Genomic DNA, 13,089 nt, shown 5'->3' on the forward strand with positions numbered 1-13,089 from the left:
AAAAAGCAGCCTGCGGGCTGCTTTTTTTTGCCGCCGCTTTTCGACTCGCCATACATCCCGAGACAGAATCACGGCCCTCTATCCGGTACATTACGCTCCGTGTCCCCCTTATCCCGCACCACACCTGCCCGGCTGACCGCGCCGGCGACCGTCAAACTGCCCCGGCTGGTACTGCTGGGGCTGGCGATCGCCTACATCGTATTCGGCCTGTTCATGCGGGATCCGTGGAAGACCGACGACGTGGTGGGCCTGGCGACGATGCTGACGGCGCTGCGCGACGGCGGCATTACCTGGCTGGTGCCGCAGGTCGGCCACCTGGCCCATGCGGAAGAAGGCCCGCTCATCACCTGGGTGGGCGCCGGGTCGATGTGGCTGTTCGGTCCGCTCATCGGCGATATCTCGGCGGGCCGCCTGCCCAACCTGCTGTGGTTTTTCGTCACCACCGCGTCGCTGTGGTACGGCACCTATCTTCTGGGACGGCGTCCCGAAGCGCAACCGCTGGCCCTGCCCTTCGGCGGAGAACCCACCGTCCGCGACTACGGCCGGATGCTGGCGGACGCCGCCCTGCTGCTGCTGCTGGCCACGGTCGGCATCCTGCAACGCGTCCATGAGACCTCGGCCATCCCCGCGATCATGGCGGCGCAGGCGTTCGCCTTCTATTCCCTGGCGCGCATGCTCGATCGGCCGCGCCTGGGCGCGGTCAGCCTGGGCGTGGCGCTGGCCGCCAGTTTCCTGGTGCGTGGCTGGGTGGGCGCGCTGCCCATCATGCTGGGCGCGCTGGTGGCCTTCCATCCCAAAAGCATCCTGTGGGCCCGGCGCCGCTGGCTGCTGCTGAGCGCCGCCGTGTGCGCGGCGATCATGCTGGCGTGGTGGATACCCGCCACCCTGGTCAGCGAATACTGGATCCGCAACTGGAAGCTCTGGAACATCGACAACTACGCGTTGCCGGAACTGGGCGACCTGCTGCGCACGCTGCGCGACCTGCCCTGGTACCTGTGGCCGACCTGGCCGCTGGCGCTGCTGGCCCTGTGGCGCTGGCGCGCATGGCGCTATGCGCCGCACGTCTGGCTGCCGCTGGCCCTGCTGGTGTGCCCGCTGATCATGATCGTCTTCACCGACGAACCCTCCGAAGCCGAGTTCACCTTGCTGGTCATCCCCTGCGCGGTGCTGGCGGCGTTCTCGCTGCCGACGCTGCGCCGCGCCGTGATCAATACCCTGGACTGGTTCGCGGTGATGTGCTTTTCCCTGACCGCGGCCACGGTGTGGCTGGGATGGGTGGCCTTGAACTTCGGCTTTCCGGCCAAGATCGCCCGCAACATCCAGCGCCAGACCACCGGCTACGTGCCCGAAATCTCCTGGATCGCGGTCGCGCTGGCGCTGGCGGTGAGCGTGGGCTGGATCGTGCTGGTGGCGTGGCGCCTGCGCGTGCGGCCGACCGCCTTGTGGCGCGGCACCGTCATGTCGGCTGCCGGCCTGGCCGCCACCTGGATCCTGCTGGTGCTGCTGTGGCAGCCGCCCGTCGACTACGCGCGCAGTTACCGCAAGGTGTCCGGCGAGCTGGCCGAAGCATTGGCGCGCAATATGCGGCCCGGCGAATGCGTACGCGGCCTGGGCCTGGGCAATGGCCAGCGGGCATCCTTCCTGGTCTTCGACGACCTGAATTTCCCCTACGACAACCGCTGCACGCTGGTGCTGCAGCAGACATCGCGCAGCAGCCTGCGCGACGGCACCGCCGCCTACAGCGACGGGGCCGACGTGCTGTGGCAAGGCGGACGCCTGTCCGACCGCACCGAAGTATTCCGCCTGCTGCGCGTCCCGCCCACCCAGCGATGACCGCGACGCTGCCCACCGAAGCGCCTTTCGGCGCCGCCGTGCGCGCCATCGCGCGCCAGGCCTGGCCGGTACTGATCAGCCAATGGGCCGGCATCGCCTTCGGCGTGCTGGATACCGCCATGACGGGCCACGCCAGCCCGGACGACCTGGCGGCCATGTCGCTGTCGGCCTCGGTCTACATCACCGTCTTCGTCGGGCTGATGGGCGTCATCCATGCCTTGATTCCCATTCTGGCGCAGGAATACGGCGCGGGACGCATGCGGGAAGTCGGCGTCATGTGGGGCCAGGGCGTGTGGCTGGCCATCGGCCTGTCCGTGGTAGGCGGCGCGCTGATGCTGTTTCCCGACGTCTGGCTGTCGATGTCGGGCGACGTCGCGCCCGACGTGCGCGCGCGCGTGGCCAGCTATCTGCAGGCGCTGACCCTGGCGCTGCCGGCATCGCTGGTGTTCCGCACCATCTACGCCCTGGGCACCGCGGTGTCGCGGCCCAAATTGGTCATGGGCATCAACCTGGCCGCCATCGTGTTCAAGGCCTTGTTCAACTGGGTGTTCATCTACGGCAAGCTGGGCCTGCCGGCAATGGGCGCCACCGGCGCCGGCCTGGCATCCGCGGTCGTCTCATGGATGAGCCTGGGCGCGGGCCTGTGGACCGTCAGCCGCGACCGCTTCTACAAGCGTTTCAAGCTGCGCATCGGCCGGCCCGCCTGGACGGCGCAAAAGGAATTGCTGCGACTGGGGCTGCCCATGGGCGGTTCGTACCTGGTGGAGGTCTGCGCCTTTACCTTCATGGCCCTGCTGGTGGCGCGCGAAGGCACCTTCGTGATCGGCGGTCACCAGATCATGTCCAACCTGGCGGCGCTGTGCTACATGATGCCCATGGCCATCGGCGTGGCCAGCGCGTCGCTGACGGCCCAGGCCATCGGCGCCGGGCAGCCCCGCCTGGCGCATCGGACCGGCATGGCCGGACTGGCGCTGGGACTGGCGGGCGCCGCCTTGACGGCCGTCATCCTGTGGACCGGCAAGCCGCTGATCCTGCGCGCCTACACCGACAACCTGGAGGTCGCGGCCGTGGCGGCCACGCTGCTGCAGGTGATCCCGCTATTCCATCTCTGCGATGCCATGCAGTGCATCAACTCGTACCTGCTGCGCGCCTACAAGGTCGCGGTGGTGCCGCTGGTGCTGCAGATCGCGGCGCTCGGGCTGTTCGGGCTGGGCGGCGGCTGGCTGTTCGGCTTCGGGCCGGCGCGCGGCCATCTGGACGGACTGCGCAACCTGCTGTTGCCAGGCTCGCCGGTCGGCGCCGGCACCATGTGGCTGATGGCGATTTTCGGGCTGGGCCTGTCCGCCATCCTGCTGCATGTGTGGTACCGGCGCATCGTGCGCGGCACCCTGGGCTGACGAGCTTCCGCTACCTGGGACGCTTGTCGATCACGCGGCGCGCCTTGCCGGTCAAGGTCCGTTCCACTTGTCCGCACTCCAGCACGCGCACCGCGGCGCTGACGCCGATATGCGCTTTCACGGCATGCGCGAGCTGGCGGGCCAGCTCGGCCCTTTCACCGTCCGCCATGCCTTCCAGCTCGGGCCGGGGCTCGGCCAGGATTTCCAGTTCGTCCATGGCGCCGCTGCGCGTCAGCACCAACTGGTAATGCGATGCCAGCCTGCCGGTCTTCAGGACCAGCTCTTCGACCTGCGTGGGGAACAGGTTGACGCCGCGCACGATCAGCATATCGTCGCTGCGGCCGGTGATCTTGCCCATGCGCCGCATGCTGCGCGCCGTCGGCGGCAGCAGGCGCGTCAGGTCGCGCGTGCGGTAGCGGATGACGGGCATGGCCTGCTTGGTCAGCGACGTGAACACAAGTTCGCCCGATTCGCCATCGGCCACGGGCAGGCCGGTATCGGGGTCGACGATTTCGGGATAGAAGTGATCTTCCCAGATCACCGGGCCATCCTTGGTTTCCACGCACTCGTTCGCCACGCCGGGCCCCATGACTTCGGACAGGCCATAGATATCCACGGCGTCGATGCCGGCGCGCGCTTCGATCTCTTCGCGCAGCCGCCCTGTCCATGGCTCGGCGCCGAAAATGCCGATGCGCAGCGAAGACGCCCGCGGATCCAGGCCCTGCCGCTCCATTTCTTCCAGGACGCAGCAGAAATAGGAAGGCGTGACCATGATGATGTCCGGCTTGAAGTCCTGGATCAGCTGCACCTGCTTTTCCGTCTGGCCGCCGGACATGGGGATGACGGTGCAGCCCAGGCGCTCGGCGCCGTAGTGGGCGCCCAGGCCGCCGGTAAACAGGCCATAGCCGTACGCCACGTGCACCACGTCGCCAGGCCGGCCGCCGGACGCGCGGATGGAGCGCGCCACCAGGTTGGCCCAGTTGTCCAGGTCTTCGCGCGTGTATCCCACCACGGTCGGCTTGCCCGTCGTGCCGCTGGACGCATGCACCCGCGCGATCTGGTCGCGCGGCACCGCGAACATGCCGAAAGGATAGTTGTCGCGCAGATGCTGCTTGGTCGTGAAGGGAAACCTGGCCAGGTCGGCCAGCTCTTTCATGTCGTCGGGATGCACTCCCGCCGCGTCGAAGGCCTGGCGGTAATGCGGCACGTTGGCGTAGGCGTGCGCCAGCGTCCACCGCAGGCGCCGCAGCTGCAGGGCCTGGATCTCGTCGCGGCTGGCGTGTTCGATGGGATCGAGTCCCGGCTTGCTGAGCGTGGCCATGATGTTGTCTCCGTTATCTGTTTTATATGCCTGACGGATCGTCGACGATCTGCCCCTTGATGCGGTAGGAGCGGCCGCGAAACAGCGCGACCGCCTGGCCATCCTGGTTGCTGACGGCAACGTCGTAAACGCCCGTGCGGCCCGCCAGCGACCGTTCCTGGGCATGGGCGGTCAGCACGTCGCCTTCGCGCGCGGGCGCCAGGAAATCGATGGTGCAGCCGGACGCCACCGTGCTCACGTTGCGCGAATTGCAGGCGAAGGCGAACGCGCTATCGGCCAGGGAAAAGATGAAGCCGCCATGGCAGGTGCGATGGCCGTTCAGCATGTCGCCGCGCACGGGCATGGTGAGCGTGGCGTGGCCGGCGCCGACCGCATCCAGGCGCATGCCCAACGCCCGCGTCGCCGCATCGGCGGCGTACATGGCGTCGGCGACGGCGCGCGCCAGGGCCTGTGGATCGGTGGCGGCCGCGGGCGGCTCGGGATGCGTGTCCTTCATCATCGTCCCTTGAAGCGCGGCTCGCGCTTGTCGAGAAAGGCCGCGACGCCTTCGGCGTAGTCCTCGCTGCGCCCCAGCTCGCGCATCATCCGCACTTCCAGCGCCAGCTGTTCGTCCAGGGTATTGTCCAGGCTGGCATGCAGCGCCTGCTTGGTAAAGGCCAGCCCCTTGGTCGGCGCGCTGGCGAAATGACGGACCAGGCGCTCCAGGGTCTCATGGAAGGCGTCGTCGGCGACGCATTGCCAGATCAAGCCCCATTGCTCGGCCTGGCGCGCGCTGATGCGGTCACCCAGCAACGCCATGCCCAGGGCGCGCGCGCGTCCCACCAGCCGAGGCAGTACATAGGTACCGCCGGTATCCGGGATCAGCCCCAGCCGGCAGAAGGCTTCGATGAAGCTGGCGGACTCCCTGGCGATGACGATATCGCCGGCGAGCGCCAGATTGGCGCCCGCCCCCGCCGCCACGCCGTTGACGCCGACGACCACCGGCAGCGGCATGGCGTGCAGGCGCCGGACCAGCGGCGCGTAGTAGGTTTCGACGGTCTCGCCCAGGTCGACTGGCGCCGCGTCCGGCGCGGTGCGACGTTCGCTCAGGTCCTGGCCGGCGCAGAAGCCGCGACCCGCGCCGGTGATCAGCAGGACCCGGGCGCCGCCGCGTTCCACCTGGTCCAGCGCGTGCGCGACTTCGCCATGCATGCGGGCGGTGAAGCTGTTGAGCTTGTCCGGACGGTTCAGGGTCAGGCGCGCGATGCCGTCCTGCAACGAGAATTGGATGTCTTCGTACGAGGTCATGGTGTTCCTTGGCGGGTGTGTCCGCGGCTGTGTCCGTCCATTGTCGCGCGACGCGTGACGTGTGATCGCGCGCGGGTTCACACATGCCAGCGCGCCTGCACCACGCGGAAGCGGTTGGCCACATAGGCGCTATCGCACAGCGCCGCATTGGCCGCCGGATTCGCCCCGGTGCCATGGAAATCGCTGAAGCTCGCCGACTGGTTGACGAAAACACCGCCGGTCAGGTTCAGCGACAAGGCCACGCCGCCCTCTTCCGAAGCATCGCGTATCGCCCTGGCCGTCTCCGCGTCCGTCGTGTACGCCGACATGGTCAGCGCGCCGTGCTCGATGGCGCTGTCGCGCGCCAGCGCGATGCTTTGCCGGGTGTCGTCGGTTTCGATCACGAAGGCGACCGGGCCGAACCATTCATGCTGGATGGCCGGCTGATGCACGTCGGCGCGCAGCAGCAAGGGCGTGCGGATGCGCGCCCCGGCAAACTGCGGATGATCGACGGCGCGGCTGGGCGCCAGCACGGGCAGGCCCAGGCCGAGCGCTTCTTCGATGCGCGCCATCGTGGCATCGCTCTGGATACCGCCCAGCAGGTCGGCGGCCTTGGCGTCGTCGGCCGTCAGGGCCTGCAGGGCGGCGGCGATGGCGCCGGCGACCTCGTCGAAGGTGGCGCGGCCCTGCGCCGTGCGGATACCGTCGCGCGGCACGTAGATATTCTGCGGCGCCGTGCACATCTGTCCGCTGTACAGCGTCAAGGAAAACGCCAGGTTGCGCGCCATGGACTTCAGGTCGTCGACCGAGTCCACGATGACGGTATTGATGCCGGACTTCTCGGTGTACACCTGCGCCTGCCGGGCATGCTGTTCGAGCCATTCGCCATTGGCCTTGCTGCCCGTGAAATCGACGATCTTCACGCGCGGATGGGTGGCCAGCACCTGGGCGGTATCGTCGCCGAGCGCATGCGGCGCCAGCAGCACCGTATCCGGGTCGAAACCGGCCTCGGCCAGAACCTCACGCGCGATGCGCACGGTGATCGCCAGCGGCAGGATGGCGGTGGGATGCGGCTTGACGATGACCGTATTGCCGGTCGCCAGGCTGGCGAACAGGCCGGGGTAGCCGTTCCAGGTCGGGAACGTGGAGCATCCGATGACCAGGGCGATGCCGCGCGGCACGATGGTGAAATGCTTTTCCATGCGCAGCGGATCCTGCTTGCCCTGCGGCTTCTCCCAGGTCACCTGTTCCGGAATGCGCGACATCTCCTGCCAGGCATAGGCCACCGCTTCCAGGCCGCGGTCCTGCGCATGCGGCCCGCCGGCCTGGAAAGCCATCATGAACCCCTGGCCGGTGGTGTGCTGGACCGCGTGGGCGATCTCGAAGCTGGCGCGGTTCAGGCGCTGCAGGATCTCCAGCGACACCCCCACCCAGGCGCGCGGGCCGGCGTGGCGCCAGCTTCCCAGCGCACGGCCGGAAGCCGCCACCAGTGGTTCGGGATTCAGGCGTGGGTAGCTGATGTGCAGGTCGAAGCCGAAGGGCGAACGCTCGCCGCCCGCCATGCGGTCGGCGCCGGCGACCTGCAGCGGAAAATCGGCGCCGCGCAGGGATTCGAACGCCTGCTTGCCCGCGTCGCCGGCGGTTTCGCCATAGTTGCGCGGACTGGGCGATTCCGGATACGGCGTCCAGTATTCTCGGGTCGCGGCGGCGCGCACCGCCCGATCGAGCAGTTCGCGGTGGCGTTCGAAAAAGTCCGTGGCGCGGGTGGCGTTCAATTCCGGGGTCACAGCGGGGTTCACAGCGGCGGTCACGGTAGTCTCCTCCATAATTGTCCAGCGGCGCGGCGCCCCATGGCGCATGGCCGATCGGCTTCAGCCGGCGCGTTCAGGTTTCCTGGTCGAAATCCAGTACCAGCGTGTCGCTGACCGGATAACTCTGGCAACTCAGTACAAAGCCCCGGGCGACTTCATAGTCTTCCAGGGCGAAATTCGCATCCATGTCGACTTCGCCTTCCACCACCTTGCAGCGGCAGGTGGAACAGACCCCGCCCTTGCATGAATAAGGCAGCTCTATCCCCTGCGCCAACGCGGCGTCCAGCACGCTGTCGCGGTTCTTGTCGATGGTGAAGCCGCGGCTATGGCCGTCCTGTATCACGGTGACGCGGCACTGCGCCTGCCCGGGCGCCGCCGCGCGCGTCCGCGGTCCCTGCGCCGCGCGCGGCGCGCCGAACAACTCGAACTTGATGCGCTCGCGCGGAAAGCCCAGGCGCTGCAGCGTGGGAACTGCGTCCTCCACCATGGCTTGCGGCCCGCACAGGAACACATAGTCGACGTCGCGCACGCGCAGCCACTGGGTCAGCAGGCTTTCCACCTTGGCGCCATCCAGCCTGCCGTTGAACAGTTCGATGTCCTGGGCTTCGCGGCTCATGATATGGCATAGCGAGAAGCGCGACATATAGGTGTTCTTCAGGTCTTCCAGCGCCTCGCGAAACAGCACGGACGACGACGCGCGGTTGCCGTAGAACAGGGTGAAGCGGCTGTCTGGCTCCGTGGCCAGCGCGGTCCTGACCAGCGAATACACCGGCGTGATCCCGCTGCCCACCGCGAACGCCACGTAATGCCGGGCATGTAACGGCGAGAAGTCGACCGTGAATTCACCGTCCGGCGGCATCACGTCCAGCACGGCGCCCGCTTGCAGCTCGCGGTTCGCCCAGCTGGAAAACGCGCCGTCGTCCACGCGCTTGATGGCCACCCGCAGGGCGCCGTCGCCCGGAGAAGAACAGATCGAATACGAGCGCCGCAGCTCTTCGCCGGCCACCCGCGTGCGCAGGGTCAGGTACTGGCCGGGGCGGAACGCAAAGTCCGCCGCCAGCGGCGCGGGCAGGTCGAAAGTCAGGACCACCGCGTCGCGCGTATCGCGCGCCACGTCGACGACCTTGAGCGGATGGAAGGAACTGGCCATGTCGTCCGGGCCTTCAATGGGACTTGAAATAATCGAATGGTTCGCGGCACGCATTGCAGCGGTACAGCGCGCGGCAGGACGTCGCGCCGAAGCCGCTGAGCATGCGCGTGTCGGCGGACCCGCAATGCGGACACGGTACGGCGGGCGCCGCGCGCCGCGCGATGCCCGAGACATCGATGGCGCGCTCCACCGGCGGCGCGATGCCTTCGGCCAGCAAGGCCAGGCGCCCCCGCTCGGTCAGCCAGTCGGTGGTCCAGGCCGGTGCCAGCCGCGTGCGCACCGCCACGGCGGCGATGCCTTCCCCATGCAGGGCGCGTTCGATATCCTGCGTGATCTCACGCATGGCCGGACAGCCCGAATAGGTGGGGGTGATCGTGACGACGCAGACTGGCGCCGCGTCCGGACCTTCCCAGGCGATGTCGCGCACGATGCCCAGGTCCATGATGGACACGGCGGGCATCTCCGGATCGCGCACGGCGTCCAGGCAACGGGCGATACGGTCCAGCGCCATCCTGTCTGCCGTCGCTACCATGTGGCCCCCGGGTAGGCGCGCTGCAGGAACTGCATTTCCGCCAGCAGCGGCCCCAGGGCCTCGCTGTGCCGGCCCTGGCGTCCACCGCGATAGGCCGGGTGGCCGGCGAGATCCTCGCGCGGCACGGTGAGCGTGGCTTCTTCCAGCACCGCTCGCACCTGGGCCAGCCATGGCGCGCGCAATTCCGCCAGGGTACAGGCGATGCCGCGGCGGGCCGCCTCCGCGTCGATATCGTCGTCGACGAAAAGCTCGCCGGTGTACGGCCAGGCGCGGTCCACCGCGGCCTGCATGCGCGCATGGCTTTCATCGGTGCCGTCGCCCAGGCGCACGACGATATCGGCCGAACGGCGCGCGTGATAGGCCGCTTCCTTCACGGATTTTTCGGCGATCGCGGCCACGCGCGGCTCCGTGGATGCCACCAGCCGCTCCAGCAGAAAGTAATGCCAGGCATCGAAGAAGAACTGGCGCGCCATGGTGTCGGCGTAGTCGCCGTTGGGCCGCTCCACCAGCAGCGCGTTGCGGAAATCGTGCGCGTCGCGCAGATAGGCCAGCTGGTCCTCGTCACGGCCGGCGCCTTCGGCCTCGCCGGCCAGCGTCAGCCACAGGCGCGCCTGGCCCAGCAGGTCCAGCGCCGTGTTGGTCAGGGCCAGGTCCTCTTCCAGGATGGGCCCGTGGCCGCACCAGGCGGACAGCCGCTGCGACAGTACCAGCGTCGTGTCGCCCATGCGCAGTGCGAAATCGAACAGGCAGCGATCCATGGCGTGGCCTACATGTGCTTGATTTCGTCGGGCATCGGAAAGAAGGTCGGATGCCGGTAGACCTTGCCGCGCGCGGGATCGAACAGGGCCTGCTTGTCGTCCGGATCGCTGGCCACGATGTCCGTCGCCCGCACCACCCAGATGCTGGTGCCCTCGTTGCGGCGGGTGTAGACATCGCGCGCGTTCATCAGCGCCATTTCGGCGTCCGGCGCATGCAGGCTGCCGACGTGCTTGTGGGCCAGGCCGTGCTGGCCGCGAATGAAGACTTCCCACAAAGGCCAGTGCTTGTCGTCCATATGCGTGCTCACTATCGGGTTGCAGGGCGGCGCGCCCTCAGGCGGCCTTGCGCTGGCGCTGTTTTTCGGCGTGCGCCACCATGGCGTCGCGCACCCACGCGCCTTCTTCGTGGGCGCGCACGCGCGCCTGCAGGCGTTCGCGGTTGCAGGGCCCGTGGCCGTCCAGCACTTCACGGAACTCGGCCCAATCGATTTCGCCGAAGTCGTAATGGCCGCGTTCCGCATTCCAGCGCAGGGCCGGATCGGGGACGGTCAGGCCCAGGTATTCGGCCTGCGGCACCGTCTGGTCCACCATCTTCTGGCGCAACTCGTCGTTGGAAAACAGCTTGATGCGCCAGCGCATCGAGCGCGCGCTATTGGTCGATTCGGCGTCCGGGGGGCCGAACATCATCAAGGCCGGCCACCACCAGCGGTTCAAGGCGTCCTGGCACATGGCCTTCTGCTCCGGCGTGCCGTGCAGGCACATCTGGATCAGCAGGTCGTAGCCCTGGCGCTGGTGGAAGGATTCTTCCTTGCATATCCGCACCATGGCGCGGGCATAAGGCCCATAGGAACAGCGGCACAGCGGGATCTGGTTGATGATGGCCGAGCCGTCCACCAGCCAGCCGATCATGCCGATGTCGGCCCATGTCAGCGTGGGGTAGTTGAAGATGGTCGAATACTTGGCCTTGCCGCTGTGCAGGTCGGCGATCATTTCGTCGCGCGAGGTGCCCAGGGTTTCGGCCGCGCTGTAGAGATACAGCCCATGCCCGCATTCGTCCTGCACCTTGGCCAGCAGGACGGCCTTGCGCTTGAGCGTCGGGGCACGCGAGATCCAGTTGCCTTCCGGCAGCATGCCGACGATTTCCGAATGGGCATGCTGGGAAATCTGCCGGACCAGGGTGCGCCGGTAGGCGTCCGGCATGGCGTCGCGCGCCTCGATGCGCACGCCGGCGTCGATACGCTGTTCGAAAGCGGCGTCGACCGGGTCGGTGGCGCCGGCGGCGATTGCCGTGGGTTCAGGCGCGTGCGCGTCCATGATGTGTCTCCTGCCTGGGCCGTCCGCCGGAGCGGCGGCCAAACGGTTCTTGATGCCGATAAGCTGCAGGACGATTATTTAATACAGAAATTCGTCTGTCAAACGCATTTCTGTATCACATTGGATTTATGTATCATGTCGCGTCATCCCGATAGCCTCCTCCGCCCTCCATGGCCCCTGCCGCGTCCGCGCTGGAACGCCTTACCGCCAGACTGATCAAGGCGGATCCGCCGCGCGCCAAGTCGCTGTGCGTCAGCCTGCTGGGCGACGCCATCGAGCCGCACGGCGGGGCGATCTGGCTGGGCGACCTCATCGCCCTGCTGCGTCCGCTGGGCATCAATGAACGCCTGCTGCGCACCAGCGTGTTCCGGCTGGTGGCGGAAGGCTGGCTGCATGCGGAAAGGCACGGCCGTCGCAGCCTGTACCGGCTGTCGCCGCAGGGGGCGCGCAATACGGCCCATGCCGCGCTGCGCATCTACCAGTCGGTCGAGCCGGCCTGGGACGGCGAATGGACGCTGGTGCTCATCCCGCGCATGACCAGCAACGGCCTGGCGGAAAGAACCGAGTTGCGGCGCGCGCTGGAATGGGAAGGCTATGGGATGCTGGCGCCGGGCGTGTTCGCCCATCCGCGCGCCCGGCCGGGCGTGGCCGGCAGCATCCTGGAATCGCTGGGCATACCCGACAAGGCGCTGGTGCTGGCCGCGCGCGACCTGCCCGACGTGGGCACCCTGCCCCTGGCCGCCCTGGCCGAGCAATGCTGGAATCTGCAGGAGCTGGCCGGGCAGTACCGCGAATTCGTCCAGCAGTTCGCGCCGCTGGAAAAAACCCTGGCGGACGGCGATGCCGACGGCGCCGGCGCGCCGGCGGCGGCCTTCGCCGCCCGCGTGCTGTTGCTGCATCGCTGGCGCAGGATCGTCTTGCACGACCCCCAATTACCCGCCGGCATGCTGGCGTCCGACTGGCCGGGACACGCCGCCCGCGACCTGTGCGGACGCCTGTACTGGGCCTTGTTCGATGCGTCAGAAGCGCACCTGGCCAGCATTGCCGGCCATGATGGCGAGCCGCATTTCCGGCCGCTGGCCGCGGAAGCGCTGCTGCGCTTCGGCGGCCGCCAGCCCTAGACCTTCAGGAAATGCTCGCGGTAATGCTTGAGCTCGTCGATGGAATCGTGGATATCGGCCAGCGCTTCGTGCCGGCTTTTCTTTTCGAAGCTCTTGTAGACGTCCGGCCGCCAGCGGCGCGCCAGTTCCTTCAGCGTGCTGACGTCCAGGTTGCGGTAATGGAAGAATTGTTCCAGCCGCGGCATGTAGCGGAACATGAAACGCCGGTCCTGGCTGATGGTGTTGCCGCATAGCGGCGACTTGCCGGCCGGCACGTGCTGCGACAGGAAGGCAATCAGGATATCCTCGGCCTGCGCTTCGGTAATCGTGGACGCCTTGACCTTGTCGATCAGGCCGCTTTTGCCGTGGGTGGCCTTGTTCCAGCTGTCCATGGCGTCCAGCAGGCTGTCGGGCTGGTGTATCGCCAGCGCCGGGCCTTCGGCCACGACGGTCAGGTCCGGTTCGGTCACGACCACCGCCACTTCGATAATGCGTTCCTTTTCCGGATCGAGGCCGGTCATTTCCATGTCGAGCCAGACCAGGCGGTTGTCGTTCAGAGCCATATAATTCGCCTTTTGAAAACCCGATTTTCTCATATCGGTTTCCC

General features: G+C 67.6%; 13 protein-coding genes. 3 read left to right on the plus strand and 10 right to left on the minus strand.

All coding sequences use genetic code 11. From position 1 onward, the window contains the following. The first annotated feature begins 99 nt into the window (after nt 1–99). Both CAL26_RS18270 and CAL26_RS18275 read left to right on the plus strand, forming a co-directional pair. Complete coding sequence (locus CAL26_RS18270) at nt 100–1,833, plus strand: ArnT family glycosyltransferase (protein WP_094848221.1); 1,734 nt, start codon at nt 100–102, stop codon at nt 1,831–1,833. After that, a complete protein-coding gene (locus CAL26_RS18275) occupies nt 1,830–3,230 on the plus strand; it encodes an MATE family efflux transporter (protein ID WP_094848222.1) in 1,401 nt (466 codons plus the stop codon). The genes CAL26_RS18270 and CAL26_RS18275 overlap by 4 nt, the downstream gene beginning before the upstream one ends. A 10-nt stretch (nt 3,231–3,240) precedes the next feature. Here the strand turns inward: CAL26_RS18275 and paaK are convergent, their stop codons facing one another. The 9 genes from paaK to paaA form a co-directional block, all read right to left on the minus strand. Next, entirely contained in the window at nt 3,241–4,554 is a 1,314-nt protein-coding gene (gene paaK, locus CAL26_RS18280; RefSeq protein WP_094849954.1) for a phenylacetate--CoA ligase PaaK, read from the minus strand. 19 nt (nt 4,555–4,573) lie between these two features. After that, nucleotides 4,574–5,050 carry a hydroxyphenylacetyl-CoA thioesterase PaaI gene (gene paaI / locus CAL26_RS18285; RefSeq protein WP_094848223.1) on the minus strand — a complete coding sequence of 159 codons (477 nt, stop codon included), beginning with the start codon at nt 5,048–5,050 and terminating at the stop codon, nt 4,574–4,576. Continuing rightward, nucleotides 5,047–5,838: a 2-(1,2-epoxy-1,2-dihydrophenyl)acetyl-CoA isomerase PaaG gene (gene paaG, locus CAL26_RS18290; protein ID WP_094848224.1), complete on the minus strand. Its 792-nt coding sequence runs from the start codon at nt 5,836–5,838 to the stop codon at nt 5,047–5,049. Before paaG ends, paaI begins: the two co-directional genes overlap by 4 nt. 77 nt (nt 5,839–5,915) lie before the next feature. Beyond that, nucleotides 5,916–7,628, minus strand: coding sequence for a phenylacetic acid degradation protein PaaN (gene paaN, locus CAL26_RS18295; RefSeq protein ID WP_256988519.1), 1,713 nt, complete (start codon nt 7,626–7,628; stop codon nt 5,916–5,918). A 73-nt stretch (nt 7,629–7,701) separates the two neighbouring features. Next, the gene (gene paaE / locus CAL26_RS18300; protein ID WP_094848226.1) at nt 7,702–8,778 is read right to left on the minus strand and encodes a 1,2-phenylacetyl-CoA epoxidase subunit PaaE; all 1,077 of its coding nucleotides are present in this window, start codon (nt 8,776–8,778) and stop codon (nt 7,702–7,704) included. 13 nt (nt 8,779–8,791) lie between these two features. Next, nucleotides 8,792–9,310: a 1,2-phenylacetyl-CoA epoxidase subunit PaaD gene (gene paaD, locus CAL26_RS18305; protein WP_094848227.1), complete on the minus strand. Its 519-nt coding sequence runs from the start codon at nt 9,308–9,310 to the stop codon at nt 8,792–8,794. Next, on the minus strand, nt 9,304–10,068 hold the full coding sequence (paaC, locus tag CAL26_RS18310; RefSeq protein ID WP_094848228.1) for a 1,2-phenylacetyl-CoA epoxidase subunit PaaC: 765 nt from the start codon (nt 10,066–10,068) through the stop codon (nt 9,304–9,306). Before paaC ends, paaD begins: the two co-directional genes overlap by 7 nt. 8 nt (nt 10,069–10,076) lie before the next feature. Next, complete coding sequence (paaB, locus tag CAL26_RS18315) at nt 10,077–10,364, minus strand: 1,2-phenylacetyl-CoA epoxidase subunit PaaB (RefSeq protein WP_094848229.1); 288 nt, start codon at nt 10,362–10,364, stop codon at nt 10,077–10,079. Between the two features lie 37 nt (nt 10,365–10,401). After that, the gene (gene paaA, locus CAL26_RS18320; RefSeq protein ID WP_094848230.1) at nt 10,402–11,382 is read right to left on the minus strand and encodes a 1,2-phenylacetyl-CoA epoxidase subunit PaaA; all 981 of its coding nucleotides are present in this window, start codon (nt 11,380–11,382) and stop codon (nt 10,402–10,404) included. A 170-nt stretch (nt 11,383–11,552) separates the two neighbouring features. Between paaA and paaX the strand changes: the two genes are divergently transcribed. After that, nucleotides 11,553–12,503, plus strand: coding sequence for a phenylacetic acid degradation operon negative regulatory protein PaaX (paaX, locus tag CAL26_RS18325; protein ID WP_094848231.1), 951 nt, complete (start codon nt 11,553–11,555; stop codon nt 12,501–12,503). Here paaX and orn read toward each other — a convergent pair. Next, nucleotides 12,500–13,045, minus strand: coding sequence for an oligoribonuclease (orn, locus tag CAL26_RS18330; protein ID WP_094848232.1), 546 nt, complete (start codon nt 13,043–13,045; stop codon nt 12,500–12,502). The two genes, paaX and orn, sit on opposite strands and share 4 nt — an antisense overlap. Nucleotides 13,046–13,089 lie beyond the last annotated feature (44 nt).

The sequence above is a fragment of the Bordetella genomosp. 9 genome, from assembly GCF_002261425.1.
GTDB lineage: Bacteria > Pseudomonadota > Gammaproteobacteria > Burkholderiales > Burkholderiaceae_B > Bordetella_C.

Coding starts and splice junctions, on each gene's coding strand:
- paaG (WP_094848224.1), bottom strand. CDS start 5,838: ATGACCTCGTACGAAGACATCCAATTCTCGTTGCAGGACGGCATCGCG.
- paaI (WP_094848223.1), bottom strand. CDS start 5,050: ATGATGAAGGACACGCATCCCGAGCCGCCCGCGGCCGCCACCGATCCA.
- paaD (WP_094848227.1), bottom strand. CDS start 9,310: ATGGTAGCGACGGCAGACAGGATGGCGCTGGACCGTATCGCCCGTTGC.
- CAL26_RS18275 (WP_094848222.1), top strand. CDS start 1,830: ATGACCGCGACGCTGCCCACCGAAGCGCCTTTCGGCGCCGCCGTGCGC.
- paaC (WP_094848228.1), bottom strand. CDS start 10,068: ATGGATCGCTGCCTGTTCGATTTCGCACTGCGCATGGGCGACACGACG.
- paaE (WP_094848226.1), bottom strand. CDS start 8,778: ATGGCCAGTTCCTTCCATCCGCTCAAGGTCGTCGACGTGGCGCGCGAT.
- paaA (WP_094848230.1), bottom strand. CDS start 11,382: ATGGACGCGCACGCGCCTGAACCCACGGCAATCGCCGCCGGCGCCACC.
- paaX (WP_094848231.1), top strand. CDS start 11,553: ATGGCCCCTGCCGCGTCCGCGCTGGAACGCCTTACCGCCAGACTGATC.
- paaB (WP_094848229.1), bottom strand. CDS start 10,364: ATGGACGACAAGCACTGGCCTTTGTGGGAAGTCTTCATTCGCGGCCAG.
- orn (WP_094848232.1), bottom strand. CDS start 13,045: ATGGCTCTGAACGACAACCGCCTGGTCTGGCTCGACATGGAAATGACC.